The following is a 16,447-nucleotide window of genomic DNA, read 5'->3' as shown; positions in this document are numbered from 1 at the left end:
CTCGGGTCCCGAAATAGATTCTGTCTATACTCAACACGGGGACGTGAGAATGAGACGCAGGGGTAATCGTGTTTTTCCAGATTTTCGATTCGAGGACAACCCAGGAACGAGTGAGTCGCCCGGCGAGATCGGGTACCCACTCGGCGAAGTGCCGAAAGGCGAGGGCGTCGAGTATGCGTTCGAAGGTGAACCTGCGGAGTATCCGGAGATCGACTTTCGTGATCTCGCAAACGATCTCCGTGATGGGAAGACGATTCCGAATACAACGTATCTCACGCATGCGATCCACAAGCATCCGGCGATATTCATCCCACACATTCCGAGCTACATCATCCGACAGTTTACGACGGAAGAGAACGAAGACGGCAAGCGGCCGCTGATTCTCGACCCCTTCTCGGGGAGCGGAACGACGGGATTAGAGGCGAAAATCAACGGTCGGGACTACCTGGGTATCGAAATTAACCCACTGTCGCGTCTCGTCTCTGAGGTTGCCACCTCTCCTATTCCGCCCACCGCTCTCGAGGCCGCCGAGACGGAGTACCTTCGGCTTCTGGACCAGACAGAAGACCGGCTGTACGAAGCGTACGATGCAGAATTTCTCGACAGAACGAACAAGGAACACTGGTTCGAGCCAGTCGCAATACGTGATCTCTCCCGGATCAGAAAAGCACTCGCTGATTTCATAGACAGTGATTTCGACCCGTTCGAACGTCTCACCGACGGTCAACGCGAAGCGCTCGCCGACCGCGGCGACACCGAAGCGGAGCTGAAAACCCGTCTCGACCGCTGGCTCACACTCCTGATTGCGAACACCGTTTTCGAGGTATCGAACGCGGATCCAGGTATCTCGAAGGCGTACAAATCGAAGAAGATGCGCCGGAAGATCGAGGAGGGTGAACATCCCCCGGACGTACTCGAGACCCACGAGGAACAACTCGCCGAGTCGAGAGGGAAACTCGTGGAGCTGTGGAACGAGATCTACGCGACGAATTATCGCGGTGGGACAGTCCAACGAACGCTACAGGGATTCGGGTCGTCAAGCGGAGAAGGCGGAGAGAACGTAGCGAACAACGCCGCTCACGAGGCTAACGTCGATATACGACTTGGCGACGCCAGAACGTTCGACATCCCGGAGTACCGTGAGAAGGTCGATCTCGCAGTCACCTCGCCACCCTACATCAACGCGATGAATTACTATCGGGGCTCGAAACTCCGACTCTTCTGGATATACGACTTTCTTCAAGACGACGAAAAGTTCGACGCGAAGGCGCTCCGACAGTCCATCGTCGGGACGAACTCCGTGTCGATGAGTACGGTCGATAAGGATCTCCCCGCAACGCTTCGAGACATCTGGCGTGGAACTGACGAAGAGTACGAGGTCACGCGATTACCCAATCTAGATGCGGATATCGAAGCGATTCACAACCTCGACCACAACGATGCCGAACGGAAGGCCTACGTGACGTGGAAGTTCTTCGGCGATGGGATGTTGAAGAATCTAGCTCGCGTCTACGAACACCTGAAACCGGGTGGATATTACTTCTTCGTCATTGGCGAGAACACGATCGGTGAACGACTGATCCACAGCCACAAGTACGTCGCCGATATCGCACAGAATCTCGGCAAGTTCGAGGGTCACGGCGGGAACTTCGACGAGGACGACGGATTCCGATTGATTGGCTCCGCCTGGGACGGAATCACGAATCGAGATCTGTTCCAAGGCCGCAAGCACGAGGGCGGCGTAATCGAATGCGAGTGGGCGACAATACTCCAGAAGCCACGGAACGAGAGTAGCCGCTGAACGTCGGTGTACACCCGATCGCACGATAGCTGTGCGATCGGTGTCTACTCAAATCGCCGTCCTCCCGGCTACTCGCGCGTTAGGCCGGTACCTCCTCGGGATCACGATCCCAGTGGCGGTGTTCGGCGATGGCGTCGACGAACTCTTCGGCGAACGCCTCGAGGTCGTCGCTTCGACAGGTGACGACGCCAGTATCGGAAACGAGGTCTCCGTCGGCGGCGATCTCGGTATCCGGCAGATCGACCGCCTCGAACAGCTCCGTTCCCTCGCCGACCGCGGCGATCGGCTTGTAGTGTTTGAACGCCTCGGCGACGAACTGTTTCGGATCGCCTTGCTGGACCATTGTGTCGACGCTCTCGCTGCCGCCGGGGACGACGATTGCGTCGAACGAGACCGAGGCCGCCGCGACGTGGTGTTTGTCTACTTCGACCGTCTCGCCGTCGGTTCCCGACTTCTCGCCGAGGAGCTTCGAGATTATCTTGACTCGAGCGCCCTCGTCTTCTAGGGCCGATCGAAGCTCCGAGACGTGTTCGTCGTCGAACCCGTCGTCGATCAACATCGCGATCTTTCGGGTCTCGATCGTGTCCGGAGTCCGGTTTTCCATGCTGAGCGACGGATCCTCCCTATCGTGGTCCGGCATCTCGTCGCCGGCTTCCTCGGGCGGTTCGACGCCGATCCCTTCCGCGACCCGTTTCGCGAACTCGTGGTCGACGTTGTTGAACAGGTCGTAGACCATCCGCTCGCGGATCTCCATGCGGTCGACCTTGCCGAGCTCGAAGTGGGCGGCGTCGACGATGTTCTGCTGTTCGGGTTCGGACATGCTGTTCCAGAACAGCCGCGCCTGCGTGAAGTGGTCCTCGAAGCTATCGCTTCGGTTGCGAATCTTTTCCCCGGAGATCTTCTCGGCGAAGTGCTCGTAACCGCCTTCCTCCTCGGGGACCTCCTGTGGGTCGTCGTCGCCGATCGAGTTCGGCTTGTAGGAGACTTTACCCTCGTTGATCTCCTGGCGCATGAAGCCGGCGCGCTGATTGTTGTGACGCTCGGCAATCGGCCGGTTGATCGGAATTTCGTCCCAGTTGGCGCTTCCAAAGCGGTTGAGTTGGGTGTCCTGGTAGGAGAACAGCCGACCCTGCAACAGCGGATCGTTCGAGAAGTCGATGCCGGGGACGACGTTGCCGGGGTGGAACGCGACCTGCTCCGTTTCGGCGAAGAAGTTGTCCGGCGTCTCGTTCAAGACCAGCTTGCCGATCGGTCGGACTGGCACTTCGGTCTCGGGGACGAGCTTCGTCGGATCGAGGACGTCGAAGTCGAACTCCTCGGCCTGTTCCTCGTCGAAGATCTGGACACCGAGTTCCCACTCGGGGTCGTACCCCTCCTCGATAACGTCGTAGAGGCCCTTCCGATTGAAATCCGAGCTTTTCCCCCAGAGTTTCGTCGTCTCGTCCCAGACGAGCTGGTGGGTGCCGAGTGTTGGCGTCCAGTGGAACTTGACGAACACCGACTCGCCGTCGTCGTTGACCAGCCGGAAGGTGTGGACGCCGAATCCCTGCATCATCCGGTAGGCCCGCGGGAGGGCCCGTCCCGAGAGCACCCACATGATCATGTGCGTGATTTCGGGTTTCAGGGAGGCAAAATCCCAGAACGTATCGTGGGCCGCCGATGCCTGTGGAATCGCGTCGTCGGGTTCGGGTTTGATCGCGTGAACCAGGTCGGGAAACTCCATCGCATCCTGGATGAAAAAGGGCGGCATGTTGTTCCCGACGAGATCCCAGTTTCCTTCCTCCGTGTAGAACTTCGTCGCGAAGCCGCGGACGTCCCTGACGGTGTCCGAAGACCCCCTCGAGCCGACGACCGTCGAGAACCGAGTGAAGACGGGGGTCTTCTGGTCGGGATCGGTCAAGACTTTCGCCTTCGTCAACTCCTCGATGTCGTCGTACTCGTCGCCCAAGTCCGGATCCTCGTAGGGCTGGAAGTAGCCGTGGGCCCCGGTGCCGCGGGCGTGGACGACCCGTTCCGGGATCGACTCGTGATCGAACTGGGTCATCTTCTCCCGGAAGTGGAAGTCCTCCATGATCGTCGGCCCGCGCTCGCCGGCTTTCAGGGAGTTGTCCGTGTCGCTCACTTTGACGCCGTGGTCCGTCGTCAGCTCCTCTCCCTCGGGATTCTCACGGACCTCGTCGAGCTGGTCGCGTTTGCTCTCCGCGTCGACCTCGTCGTCACCGCTGGTCCCGGACTCACTCGAGCCGCCGTCAGTCAGTTTCCGTCTCGCATCATCCGTGGTCGATTCCCCGGACAAACGCACCCCGCGTTCTCCTCGAAGGTCGTCTCGTTCGGTGCTCCCGTTTGCCTCGCTGTCGTCCGTTCGCGAATCGTGGTCTGTCATAGATCGGTGATGGGTGATACAGTGCCGTTCGAAACGCCGACTCGAGCGAACCGGATCGATCGGTTGGGCGACGACGAACTCCCGTGGTGGGTGGAACGTCCGACCGCGGCGACGCCACGCGATTCGGGGTCACTGGAAGGTAGATGGGTAAGCAATATCCAGTCGAATAAACGCTGGCTGTACGCTTGCAAGGCTCGCGCTCCGGTGGGGACTGGCGTCGATATCGTAACAACTGCACCGAGTCACACACCGATGGCCGATTCGTTTGACGATCAGGTGTGAGTACAGCTACGGTACGTTTCCGACGGGAGCCACGTCTCTGCCGACGATTTTCTAATCGATCGAGAATGCGCGAACGCCGTCACTCCGGGTCAGATTCGTCGTCTCCGGGTGTCGATACGTCGACGTCGAGGTCGGTGAGTGCGGCCGAACCGGCTTCGAGGACGACCGTCTCTCCGGCCGTCGTCGAATCGCCCGGTTCGACGGCGACGTCCGCCACGTCGATCGTCGGTGGAAACAGGAGGTCGACCCGACTCCCGAAGGCGATGTGGCCGATCCGCTGGCCGCGCTCGAGGTCGTCTCCGGGTTCGACGTAGGGGTGGATCCGCCGGGCGAACGCGCCGGCGATGAGGGTGACTTCGGCGTCGCTTTCGGGGACGTCCGCCGGCGTGTGGTCGGGGCTCGATTCCCCCGTCTCGGCCGCACTGGATTCGCTCCCGTCGTCGACCTCGAATGCCGATTCGTCCTCGGCGTCGTTCTCGTACGCCGATGGAAGGTTCGGCGAGTCCGTCTCGAGGCGGGCGTGGACTCGCTCGTTTCGATCGGAGTCCTTCGAGAAGGCGGGTCGGTGGGCTCCGGAGACGTGTTCGACGTCGACGACGCGGGCGGCGATCGGGGCGCGGACGACGTGGACGTGCCAGACGTTCATGAAGACGCCGAGACGAACGCGGTCGCCTTCCTCCCTGAGGACGGAGACCGTACCGTCGGCCGGCGAGACGACGCCCGTCGGCGGCGGCGTTCGTTCGGGGTCACGAAAGAACGCGAGCGTCACGACGCCGAGGGCGAGCGCGACGACGCTCGCCGTGACGCTGATAATGAACGCAAACGGCGCGGCGAGCAGGGGAACGGCGGCGTACTTCCAGGCCCCCGGCGCGAAGTTCATGTCGGGGTAGACGCACGCGATTCGTATGGCCGTTACGGATGGTGTCCTCGCTCCGAGCGGACCCACGACGGACAGCGGACTTACGACGGACGAACGATAGACGAACGACCTCACTCTCGAGCGGCGATCGCGAGCCGGATCCGGTTTGCGAACACGTTCATCTCGCCAGTCGCGCGGCTACTCTTGCTGACGAAGGCGGACACCCCAGCGTCGAGAGCCTCCTCGGCGAGTGGCTCGAGTGGATTTCCGGTAAAGAGCACGAACGGCACCATCTCCTCGTCGCCGTTGCCGTTGATGGATTCGGCGAGTTCGATCCCGGTTTCGTCCGGAAGTTCGTACGTCGAAACCACGCAGTCGAAATCCAACTCCGCGAGAGCGTCTCGGGTCTCACTCGCCGAAGTTACGGTTTCGATTTCGAAGCCGTGTTCCGACTCGAGCGTCTGGCTAACGTGTTGTGTGATGAAATCGCTGTCTTCGGCGAAGAGAATGGTGTGCGACGACATACGTATCAGAGATTGACACAGGTCCGTCTAATAATTCTTCTTGCAGATCGTGTCACGTGTCTACCCTGACCCGGACGTTCCGACGGCGTGTGACTCGAAACCAACTTAATTGCGGAATACAGGGCACATCCTCAACGTTTCGGGGCACATATTCCAGCATCCCTCAGTTGGTTTTATCAGATACACATTTATTATGTGATAACAGACAGATTGCCAGAATTCGACCCGTCACGGAGAAATAGTTGGTTGGGCCCGACGAATCGGACAGCCAACTGTCCGTCAGTTCCGGTGTGACGACGAGACGGGCCCCGTCGAACCGGCTGGCCCTAACGCAAGGCAGGTCCCGATCGCACCGACGGACCGGTGCGGTTCACGATCGAATCGATAGATCGCCACAGCGTTTCGTCCTCGTTCCGGCGAAGCCCCCGATAACCCCACACTACCCCGTATATAAGGCGATCCGCGAATCGTTTTTCGACCCCCTCGAGCGGGCGAAAAACGCCGGTTCGGGGAGGAGTCGATCAATCCCAAAACGACTGCGTCCGCGCGTATTCACGCTCTTTAGAGAGGACGTCGCGGTAGAACTCGGCTTCGCTCTCCCGGTGTCTGTTGATGATCTGGGCCGCGTTGTGGGGGCCGACGCCTCGAGCCGCCATCGCGATCACCGCCCGTTTGCCGTGGCTCTGGACGAGACTCGCGTTCCGGTAGGCGCGTTCGGTCATCCGCTCCTGTTCGTCGTCTTTCTCCTGTGCGCGGACCGCGTTGACGACCTCGTCGGCCCACGGGTTCAGCGACGCGATGCGGGTCGACCCACACTCGGGACACTCGGGTTGCTCTCGGACCCGTTTCACCGTGGTCCGTGCTTTCCACTCCTTGCAGTGCGTACAGAGCAGGATGACTCGATCGTTCTGAATCCGTTCCCGGACCGTCTTGATCACGCTCGCGTCGGCGTTTTCGGGAGCCAGTAGCTCCTTGCCCGACGACCGCCCGCCCTGACCGATCGCCGTCCGTCCGCGGTGGGTCACGACCTCGAGGTCGCCCGACTGGATCGCCGCGAGGATCGAACTCGCCCGCTCGACGTCCAGGTCCTCGTGGAAGACTTCCCGGATCGCCTCCTCGTACATCGGCGTCTCCTCGAGCGCCGAGAGCAGTCGTTCGTTCGAGAGCCGACCGGATCCCTGCCAGCGTTTGAGCGCGCCGAACTTCCCCGAAACCTGTGCGAGTCGAAAGGCGAGTGCGTCCGAGCGCTTGAGTCCGAGTTCGACGATGGCCCCGACGTGATCGGGATCCGTCTCGGTCAGCACCTCGAGGACGTCGCTGGTCGCGATCGAACTGGGCACCTCGAGTTCGATCCGGTACGGATCCGTCTCGAGGCCGACCGACGAGCCGGCACGTTGGCCGAGTAGCGCCGAGAGAATCCGACCCAGCGTCTCGTTGGCCGTGTGTCCGAAACAGGCGTTGAGGACGACCGTTCGGCCCTGGCGCTCGACGACGAGGCGATCCGCCGTCGGCATGGGCGCGCCGGCGTCGATCTGGCGCTCGAGTTGGGTGCAAGCTTCGGTCAGCGTATACTCGTCGCCCGGGTAGCGACCCGCGAGTTCTCGGCCGACAGCGGCCGCATCCGCGCCGTTCTCGAGTTGGGAGGTAGCGACACCCCGAATTTCGCCGACCTCGCCGGCGACGGCGGCCGGAACCGGGATCTCCTGGCCGATCCACGACGGCACCTCGCCGGCGGGATCCTCGATCGGACTCACCTTCACGCGCGCTTCGTCGTCGTCGATCTCGGCGATCCGCCACATCTCGCCGCGCTGGACGAACACCTCGCCCGGCCGGGCGAAGTTGACCACGAACCGTTCGTCCAAGGTACCGATTTGCGTACTCGAGGCGATGTCGTGGACCTCGTAGGTCTCCTCGTCGGGGATCATCGAGAGATTCGAGTAGACGTACTGCCACGTACTGCCGCTCGTCTCGATTCGGTTCTCGCCCTCGTCGAACCAGACGATCCGGTTGCGATGGAGTTCCGAAACCACGTCGCGAAAGCGCTCTTCCGTGAGATCGCGAAACGGATACGCACGGCGGAGCGTCTCGTAGACCTCGCTTTCGTGTCTCGAGCCGCGGCTCTGGACGATACCCGGAATCTGGTTCGCGACGACGTCGAGACTCCCCTCGTGGATCGCCGCCGGTTCGACCTCACCGGCCCGTGCGCGTCTCGCGATCGCCAGCGCCTCGAACGTGTCGTCGGGTCGGGTCGTGACGATCGTCCCGCTCGAGACCTCGTCGCGACGATGCCCGGCACGGCCGATCCGCTGGAGCAATCGCGTGACCTGTCGCGGGCTCTTGTACTGTACGACGTGGTCGACCCGGCCGACGTCGATACCCAGTTCCATCGAGGACGTACAGAGTAAGCCGTCCAGTTCACCCGCTTTGAACCGGTCTTCGACGTCGATCCGGGCCTCTTTCGAGAGCGAACCGTGGTGGACGCCGATCGGCAACTCGAGTTCCGTAAAGCGAGAGCCGAGCGCCTCGGCGGTCTGGCGGGTGTTGACGAATATTAGCGTCGACTCGTGGTCGTCGACGAGGTCGCGGATCAGCCGGACGTGACTCGCGGTGTCGGGTTCGGTCATGAGCCGACCCGCGAGCCCCTCGTCTTCCTCGGTGATCTCCGGTTGGCGGACGGCGACGTCGACGTTGCTCCCGACGTCGATCTCGCGGATCTCGCAGGGTCGACCGCCGGTGAGGAAGCTCCCGACCGCCGCGGGATCGCCAACGGTCGCCGAGAGCCCGACCCGCTGGAACTCCCCCGCCAGGTTCCGAAGCCGCTCCAAGCCGACCGCGAGCTGGGCGCCGCGTTTCGACGCCGCGAGTTCGTGGACCTCGTCGATCACGACGTGGGAGACGTCGCGGAGCCCCTCTCGCAGTCGCTCGCCGGTCAACATCGCCTGGAGCGTTTCGGGCGTCGTAATCAACACGTCCGGCGGATCCTCGGCTTGCTTCCCTCGTTGATACTGCGTCGTATCGCCGTGGCGAACCGCGACCTCGAGGTCCAAGTACTCCCCCCACCACTCGAGGCGCTCGCGCATGTCCCGGTTGAGCGCCCGAAGCGGAGTGACGTAGAGCGCGCCGAATCCCGCCGGCGGCCCCTCCCCGGCGACGAGGTGATCGAAGACGGGGAGCATGGCGGTCTCGGTCTTGCCACTCCCGGTAGGCGCGATTACCAGCGTGTTCTGGCCGGCCGACAGCGGCGGAATCGCCAGTCGTTGAGGTGCCGTCGGCGTCGAGAATCCGCGTTCGGAGAGCGCATCGCGCACCGTCGAGCCGAGGTGCGTAAACGCGGCAACGTCCCCCTCGCTCATCGACTCGGCGTACGGGCGACGGGCGGTTAAGGGCCACGTTGTTCGGCGTCGTTTCCCGTTGCTTCGTTACGTCTCCTCGTCGTCGTCCGCTTGCTCCGTTAGTTCCTCCTCGGACTCCACTGAGGACTTTTCGGACTCCGCTGTTGCCTCCCCGTCGACCACGTCGGCCACGTCGTCGTCGATCGCCATCTCGCCCGGTTCGGCTCGTTCCTCGCTCGCGCGCTCTTCGATCTCCTCGGGTGACCGTTCTTCCGCCGTCACGTCAACGTTCGTCTCCGCGTCGTCGACGAGTTCGTCGTCGCTCGTCTCGCCAGCGGCCACCTCGTCGGTCTCGTCCTCCGGCGCGTCGCGTTCGTCCGAATCTCCGATGGGTATCTGCTGGAACTCACCCGCAACCGCGTCCGACGCTCGGTCCCGGACGACTTCGAGCGATGGCGCCCGGTCTCGCGCGCCCTCGACGGTGTCGTCACCTTCCCGGTCGAGATACCGAGAGACGAGGTACGCGACGGCGACGAGACCGACTGCGAGCGCGAGCAGTCGCCCGAGGTGGCTTTTTCCGGAACCCGATTCTTCCATCTCGGCCTGTCGTTCGCCGTCGGCAGACGGCCCCCCTCGAGGGTTGGATCGAAAGCGCATCGATCGTCGTACTCCCTCGAGTCGGAAGTCGGTTTGGGGTGATTCTCCTGGCGATTTCCGGCGACGACCGTCTACGAAGCTGGCCGAATGCGCTCCGTAACCGCAGGTAGGCAGTGCATATTTAGAATTACGTACCCGAAGTTTCGAGTGAATGATTGGTTCCCATCGACGACTGTCACGACCTCCAAACGGTACGGACGAAAGAGCCCGGCTGTCGCCCGAGCCGACCGTACGCTCGTCGGCCAGTGAACTGCGAGTGCGAGGCCGATCCAGCAGGCGGGTGCTCGTGAGGTGACGATGCGCGCGCCTCGACACACCGCTTTGGCGATTCCGATCGCCGCCGTCGTACTCGGCGTGCTCGTCGCGAGCGCCGCCGTCGTCGGCGCCGTCGCTTCGGCGGAAACGCCTTCCGTTGGCACGCAGTCGGCGAACAACGCCCCGGTTTCCGAACAGACGTACGTAGAGCCCGTGCCCGAGCCCGGCGATCCGTACTTCGAAGCGGCCGCGAACGACGGCAGCTGGATCAGCTACACGAACCCTCGAGACGAGTACCGGATGCCGTATCTGGGAGATGGCTCCGGAAAGCTCTGCGTTACGTTACTCAACGAGGCCGGTGAACCCGTCGTCGGCGAGTCGGTCCCCGACGTGACGGCGACGGTCGACACCGGCGACGAACTCGAGTGGCACTCCGACGCCGATCCGTTCGTCGTCGAGTATCCGCTGACCGAGAACTACGATCGGCCACTCGACGCCGACCAGTTCGGCACCGACCGCGACCTGCCACAGGGCGACGGCTACCTCGACTCCCACTGTTTCGAGTGGCACGGCTTGCCCGAAGACGAGACGGTGGAGTACGGCGAGGTCGAACTCGCAGGCGAGGACGCCGACCGAGTCGAGGTCGTCGGTTACGTCCAGCAGGCCCACGATTCCTGGGATACGGACGTCGATCCGGTCGCGGCCGCCCAACCCTACGAGGAAGCTGGTGGCTGGACGTATCATCCGGACGGCTCGCACGGCCAGGCCGTCGTCGTGTTACAACTCGACGGAGAGGATCTCGAGTCGGCCGCGGACGATGGAGACGAAGGTGGTGCCGACGAGACCATCACCGACGGGGACGAAACGATCACCGACGCCGACGACTACGGGTCGCCGGCCGACTCGGACGATCGGTCGAACGATCGCGAAGAGACCGGCTCCGGTGACGAAAGCGACAGGATGCCCGGGTTCGGCGCGCTCGTCGCAGTCGTCGCCCTTGCGGTCGCCGCCCTCGCGAATCGCCGTCGGTAATTCCGAGCGAATCACGTAGGCTTTTACTGATCGGTCCCGGAGCATCCGAGGACGATGAACTCCGATGCAGAGAGCGGAAATCCGCGCGTTCCGATCGTCTGTTCCGACTGTGAGACCACCTCGCGCGTTCCGCTGTCGGATCTCGCCGACGCGATCGAACGTCACAACGACCAGCTTCACGACGGCGACGGCGTCGCCGAAGTCGATCCCGACGTCGCAGATCACATCGCCGATCTGATCGCGAGAGAGCTTGGACTGCTCGAGGACGGCGCGTAATTTTTCGTTTCGTCTTCCGAACGCCGCGTGTTCGACCCACCGCTTCGCGACGTGGTTCCGACGGTCCCTCGAGTCAGGCCGCGAGATCGCCGGCTGTCGATTTATCACTGGCAATGCGTTTCATCACGTATGGCCCGCTCGAGTCACACCTGCGTCTGTGGCGCCGTGTTGCAGTTCAAGCAGGATCTACGAAAGGAACCGGGGACGACCGCGCCGACGTGGAAGTGCAAGGACTGTGCCACCCCCGTCCCCGGGACGGTCGCCGAGAAAATCAGACACCAACACCCCTCGTAGTACGGTCGGCGGCCGACCGAAGCACACATCCATCCCCGAAGCGAACGAACGTTCAGGCACATGTCCGAGGATACCGACGACTGGACGGCACCACCGGACGAGGACATCCTCGAGGAGATGCGATCGGACGACGTCTTCTCTCCGACGCACATCGACGAAGCCGGCATCTGTCGCGGCCCGCAGGCGGCCTATCGGTGCCGAGAACTGGCGAAACGCGGATTGCTCCGAAAGTACGCCCCCGGACTGTACGACATCACCGACCTGGGCGAGCAATTTCTCGAGGGGGAAGTCGACCCGGACGACCTCGAGGTCGAAGACTGATCGCCGTCTCAAAATTTCGACGGTCCGCTGACGTTAGTACGAAAGAGCCAGACAGCGGCGCATTCGTACGGAACGCTGTACCGACGTACCGGCTTGACCGCAAGAGGAGTCGCGGTCACGCCGGCGGTTCCATACACCAGACCGTATCAGGACACTGACGCGGGAGGCCGTCGGCCATCTCGGCTGTCGTCGTTCGTACTCTCTCCCTCGTCGTCTTCATCCACCCGTTGATCGCCCTGATCTCCCCGTTCGTCGTCCGCACGTGTTGGTTCGCCATCCACGTGTACGGATTCTCCATCCGCGTGTGCTGATTCGCCAGCTACGCGTGCCGGCTCGTCCGCCTCGAGGAGCGCGTCGATGACGTCGATCGCCGCCGGCGAGTACAGCGGTTTGTTGTCGTTTCCACACCGCGGATCCATCAGACAGGCCGGACAGCCGTCGTCGCGGCCACAGCCACAGTCGGCCATCAGCGCTCGAGCCCGCCGGGCGACGTCCTCGAAGCGCTCGTAAATCCGTCTCGAGAAGCCGAGCCCGCCGTCGACGCCGTCGTAGATGAACCAGCCGCTCCTGTCGGGGCGGTCGGGGAGGCGGTTCGTCGCCAGCCCCCCGAGATCCGCCGGGTCGACGGTGAGTTCGAGCGGCGTGACGGCGATCATCGCGTGTTCGATCGCGTGGATACCGCCGAGGTAGCCGTGGAGGTGGGGCGGAATCTCCTCGCAGTCTTTGGTGACGTAGTCGGCGTGTGCGTCCGTCACCGCGCGTTCGACGGCCGGTTCCACCTCTGCCCAGCAGAGTTGGGTCCGCATCTCGAGGGGCGGAACGCCGGTCTCGAGACCCGCCTCGATCGTCTCGCCGGTCTCGACGTCGCGTTTCGAGTACGTGTCGTAGCGTGCCGTCACGGTTCCGTACCCCCAATTGAGTCGAAATTCGCCGACCCGACGGGATTCGCGAACCTCGGTGTCGTAGATCGACACCTGGCGCTGGGATTGCGTGTAGTAGTCGACGTCGACCGCCTCGAGTTCCACGAACGGCTGTGGGCCGTCCGCCCGGAGTTCGCGGACCTGGTACTGCTCGCCGCGGTAGGGCACCGTCGCCCCCTCGTGGTAGTCGCGATAGGCGCGGGCGCGGCCGATCCGTTCGTGGTCGAACGATTCCTCACCGGCCAGTCGGACGTCGAAGGCGTTCCCGCCCGCGGCGTAGAGGTCTACACCGTCCTGGGGCCGGTCCCGGTGGGCGTAACTCACGCCGCCCGCGAGCGATCCCTCGAGGTCGCCGGTCCGCCGGCCGTACTCGACCGCCCGCCGGAGGCGCTCGTTCCCGCCGAACCGGTCGGCGTCCTCGCGCGACAGCGGGAGTTCCTGGGCGGCACACCGGACGTGCTGGAGGTAGACCGGGTTGTTCTCGAGGTCGACGACCGCGCGTTCGGGCTCCTCCTCGAGGACGTACTCGGGGTGTTCGAACACGTATCGGTCGAGCGTGGAGTACCGCGGGACGAACGCGAGAAGCGCCGCCCGTCGGCCGCGGCCCGCGCGGCCGAGTCGCTGCCAGAACGAGGCGCGACTCCCCGGATACCCCTGGAGCACGGTTCCGTCGAGTCGGCCGACGTCGATTCCGACCTCGAGTGCGCTGGTCGTCGCGACGCCGTCGAGCGTTCCGTTCGCGAGTCGGGTCTCCGTCTCGCGGCGCGACCGCGCGCCGTGGCCCGCGTTGTACGCTGCGAGTGCAACGTCGCCACGGTAGGGCAGGGAGGGGGTCTCGAGGTAGTCGGTGGCGCGGTCGACGGCGAGTTCGGATCCCTTGCGCGAGTCACAGAACAGGAGACTCGAGACGCCGCTTGCACACAGATGCGCCCAGAGTTCCGGCGCCTCGACGGTCGCGGGACGCGTTCCCAACGGACGCTCGGCACCGTGGCCCTTCGATCCGCCAGCCTCGTCGCTCGCACTCGAGTCGTCTTTCGCCGGCGGCTCCCAGAACACCAGCTGTCGGCGGCCGCTCGGCGAGCCGTCGTCGTCGATCACCGTCGCGGGCTCGCCGGTCAGCGCCCGGGCGTGCTCGCCCGGGTTGCCGATCGTCGCGCTCGTCAGAACGTATCGCGGTTCGCCGCCGTACCACTCGATCACCCGCCGCGCTCGGCGAAGGATCCAGGCGGCGTGCATCCCGCTGATCCCGGTCCAGGAGTGGGCCTCGTCGACCACGACGAGCGAGCAGTTCGCGTGAAACGTCGCCCAACGGTGGTGGCCCTCGAGGTACTGGTTCAGCCCCGCGACGTTGGTGATGACGACGTTCGCTTCCTCGCGGATCCGTGATTTGGTCTGGGGGTCGGTGTCGCCGTCGTAGACGCCGACCGTCACGTCGAGCCCGAGGTCCCGAAACAACGCCTCGAGCTCGCCCCGTTGATCCCGGCTGAGCGCCTTCGTCGGGTAGACGAGCAACGCCCTGACGTCCGGGTTTTCGAGGTATCGACGGGCGATCTCGAGGCCGTAGACGTACGTCTTTCCGGAGGATGTCGACGTCGAGACGCAGACGTTCTCGCCGTCGGCGAGCCCCTCGAGCGCGTCGACCTGGTGGCTCCAGAGGTCGACCTCGAGTCTCGACGCCAGCTCCGCGGGCAGGACCTCCCTCGCGGGAACGTGCTGTGGTTCTCGTTCGGGAATCGTAAACTGCTCGCGAATCTGTCCGTGATACCGGCTGGTCGGGTAACTCGCCGCGAGTTGCTCGCCCGATAGCGCGAGGCCGTCGCCAGAAGCGGATTTGTCGGACTCGAGCTCGCTGGCAAATGCTGGTTCGTCGTCCGATTCGGGATCGTCCTTAGGTGTACTCGAGTTCATGAGTCGAAGTCGGCCAGACCGGTTTGGGTCGTGGAGTCCGTTCGATCGTCCGTCGTCCCGCCGCGCTCGCCCGGCGAGCGCATCGCGACCGATTCGTTCGCCGGGTCGGCACTGACGAGTGCGTCGTACACTGCGGCCAGTTCGCGAACGTCCGCCTCACAGTAGCGACGCACCCGTTCCCAGTCGATCCGGGGTTCGGACTCGAGTTGGGTATCGTCCATCGGACGGCACCGTTCGTCCGCCGTGGGGCTCGGTTCGCCCACCGAAGAGGTCGGATCCTCCGAATCGGGCGCCTCGATCAGGCGTCGAACCTGTTTTGCGAACGTTCGGCCGTCGATCGCCTCGGCGTCGGCCGCTCGCTCACAGCCGAGTGCGGCGGCGACGTCCTCGAGTCGGTTCGTCCGCCCCGGTAGGACGGCGTTATCGCATCGAACGGCCCAGTCGTAGGGATCGACCGTCGAGACGTGCTCGGTCCAGTACTCGCGGTATTCGGGGGCGTACCGGGCGACGAAGCGCTCGATGTGGGGAAAGTCGAAGCCGTAGCCGTTCCAGGCCGCGAGCGTTGGGTCGTCGTGGGTGGCCGCTAACCAGTCGATGAACGCCCGAGTTGCAGTCCCCGGATCGGTCCGGGAGGGATCGCTGTCGACGAAATCCACGTACTCCCCGCTGTCCGGATCGAAGACGCCGATTAGCGGGATCACCGTCGGATGGAGGCCGTCGGTCTCGATGTCGACGAACAGCGGGTCGTTCCCGACGGGGGCCACCGGGTCGGCCGTTCGGCGAATCACGCGGGACTCCGCCATCGCGCGGGCGCTTCGTTGCATCTCGACCGCGGTCGACTCGCCGATTCCGCGAATCGAACGCAGATCGGCCACAGAGGCGTCGGCGACCGCCCTCCTCGAGTCGTAGCCTCGCTTTCGGAGCCGTTCTGCGGTCGTCGGTCCGACGCCCGAAAGCGCGCCCAGCCCGAACCGGTCCGCGGGAACGGATGACACCGAAACCGAGCCGTCCGCACCGAGACGGAGACGAGCGAGTTCAGCCCCACCGGATCGGCGGATCGGGCCGAGTCCCCGCACTGGGAGCCGAACCGGCCCCTCCTCGAGTTCGCGGTGCCAGACGTAGTCGTATCCCGCCGGAAACGAACCGGTACAGAACACCGTCTCGGCGGCGGACTCGCGCTGGTACTCGCCGATCCTCTCGAGTCCCTCGAGACTCGCCTCGAGTGCGACGCGGTCGGTCGTCGGCGCCAAGTCGTCACAGACGACGTAGTCGGCGTCCGGCGGAACGTCCGCGGACGCTCGGTTTTCGAGGCGGTCGGTCGAGTCGGCGAAGACGACGGTGATTCCCGCGACGGTCTCGGTCCGACACGTCGCGGGACCGCCGGGGGCGATCACGGGGCCGTCGAACGCACGCCGAATCCGGCTCGCGACTCGAACGTCGGCTCCCTCCCGGAGGACGTAGACGATGTCCGGGTCGGCGTACGAGAGGAGATCGAACAGCGCGGGCTCGTCGGCGTACTCGAGTGCGTCACAGCCGACCGCGAGCAGGTCGACGCCGCGAGCGATCATAGACGCGGGATGCGGGCGGCAGGTGATAAGGGTCG

General features: G+C 64.0%; 12 protein-coding genes. 5 read left to right on the top strand and 7 right to left on the bottom strand.

Going from position 1 to position 16,447, the window contains the following annotated elements; genetic code table 11:
- Positions 1 to 49: 49 nt before the first annotated feature.
- Entirely contained in the window at positions 50 to 1,801 is a 1,752-nt protein-coding gene (locus tag AB7C87_RS10700; protein ID WP_369729437.1) for a DNA methyltransferase, read from the top strand.
- Positions 1,802 to 1,880: 79 nt separating this feature from the next.
- On the opposite strand, the gene AB7C87_RS10695 is transcribed toward AB7C87_RS10700, so the two are convergent.
- From AB7C87_RS10695 to AB7C87_RS10675, 5 genes are all read right to left on the bottom strand, one after another.
- Positions 1,881 to 4,184: a catalase gene (locus AB7C87_RS10695; protein WP_369729436.1), complete on the bottom strand. Its 2,304-nt coding sequence runs from the start codon at positions 4,182 to 4,184 to the stop codon at positions 1,881 to 1,883.
- A 361-nt stretch (positions 4,185 to 4,545) separates the two neighbouring features.
- Positions 4,546 to 5,346: a protein sorting system archaetidylserine decarboxylase gene (locus AB7C87_RS10690; protein WP_369729435.1), complete on the bottom strand. Its 801-nt coding sequence runs from the start codon at positions 5,344 to 5,346 to the stop codon at positions 4,546 to 4,548.
- A gap of 110 nt (positions 5,347 to 5,456) precedes the next feature.
- A complete protein-coding gene (locus AB7C87_RS10685) occupies positions 5,457 to 5,849 on the bottom strand; it encodes a response regulator (RefSeq protein WP_369729434.1) in 393 nt (130 codons plus the stop codon).
- A 521-nt stretch (positions 5,850 to 6,370) separates the two neighbouring features.
- Positions 6,371 to 9,202, bottom strand: coding sequence for a DEAD/DEAH box helicase (locus tag AB7C87_RS10680; protein WP_369729433.1), 2,832 nt, complete (start codon positions 9,200 to 9,202; stop codon positions 6,371 to 6,373).
- A gap of 66 nt (positions 9,203 to 9,268) precedes the next feature.
- Positions 9,269 to 9,838, bottom strand: coding sequence for a hypothetical protein (locus AB7C87_RS10675; protein WP_369729432.1), 570 nt, complete (start codon positions 9,836 to 9,838; stop codon positions 9,269 to 9,271).
- Positions 9,839 to 10,135: 297 nt separating this feature from the next.
- Between AB7C87_RS10675 and AB7C87_RS10670 the strand changes: the two genes are divergently transcribed.
- The 4 genes from AB7C87_RS10670 (at position 10,136) to AB7C87_RS10655 (ending at position 12,016) form a co-directional block, all read left to right on the top strand.
- The gene (locus AB7C87_RS10670) at positions 10,136 to 11,125 is read left to right on the top strand and encodes a PGF-CTERM sorting domain-containing protein (RefSeq protein ID WP_369729431.1); all 990 of its coding nucleotides are present in this window, start codon (positions 10,136 to 10,138) and stop codon (positions 11,123 to 11,125) included.
- 54 nt (positions 11,126 to 11,179) lie between these two features.
- Positions 11,180 to 11,401: a DUF8149 family protein gene (locus tag AB7C87_RS10665; protein ID WP_369729430.1), complete on the top strand. Its 222-nt coding sequence runs from the start codon at positions 11,180 to 11,182 to the stop codon at positions 11,399 to 11,401.
- A gap of 129 nt (positions 11,402 to 11,530) precedes the next feature.
- Positions 11,531 to 11,695, top strand: a complete 165-nt coding sequence (locus tag AB7C87_RS10660) for a hypothetical protein (RefSeq protein ID WP_369729429.1) — start codon at positions 11,531 to 11,533, stop codon at positions 11,693 to 11,695.
- A gap of 60 nt (positions 11,696 to 11,755) precedes the next feature.
- On the top strand, positions 11,756 to 12,016 hold the full coding sequence (locus tag AB7C87_RS10655; protein WP_369729428.1) for a winged helix-turn-helix domain-containing protein: 261 nt from the start codon (positions 11,756 to 11,758) through the stop codon (positions 12,014 to 12,016).
- 146 nt (positions 12,017 to 12,162) lie between these two features.
- On the opposite strand, the gene AB7C87_RS10650 is transcribed toward AB7C87_RS10655, so the two are convergent.
- The gene (locus tag AB7C87_RS10650; RefSeq protein WP_369729427.1) at positions 12,163 to 14,844 is read right to left on the bottom strand and encodes a DEAD/DEAH box helicase; all 2,682 of its coding nucleotides are present in this window, start codon (positions 14,842 to 14,844) and stop codon (positions 12,163 to 12,165) included.
- Complete coding sequence (locus AB7C87_RS10645; protein WP_369729426.1) at positions 14,841 to 16,412, bottom strand: ribonuclease H-like domain-containing protein; 1,572 nt, start codon at positions 16,410 to 16,412, stop codon at positions 14,841 to 14,843. The genes AB7C87_RS10650 and AB7C87_RS10645 overlap by 4 nt, the downstream gene beginning before the upstream one ends.
- Positions 16,413 to 16,447: the final 35 nt, after the last annotated feature.

This window comes from Natrarchaeobius versutus, assembly GCF_041205745.1.
Taxonomy (GTDB): domain Archaea; phylum Halobacteriota; class Halobacteria; order Halobacteriales; family Natrialbaceae; genus Natrarchaeobius; species Natrarchaeobius versutus.
The sequence above is the reverse complement of the archived record's forward strand: the minus strand, read 5'-3'. Positions and strand labels throughout refer to the sequence as shown.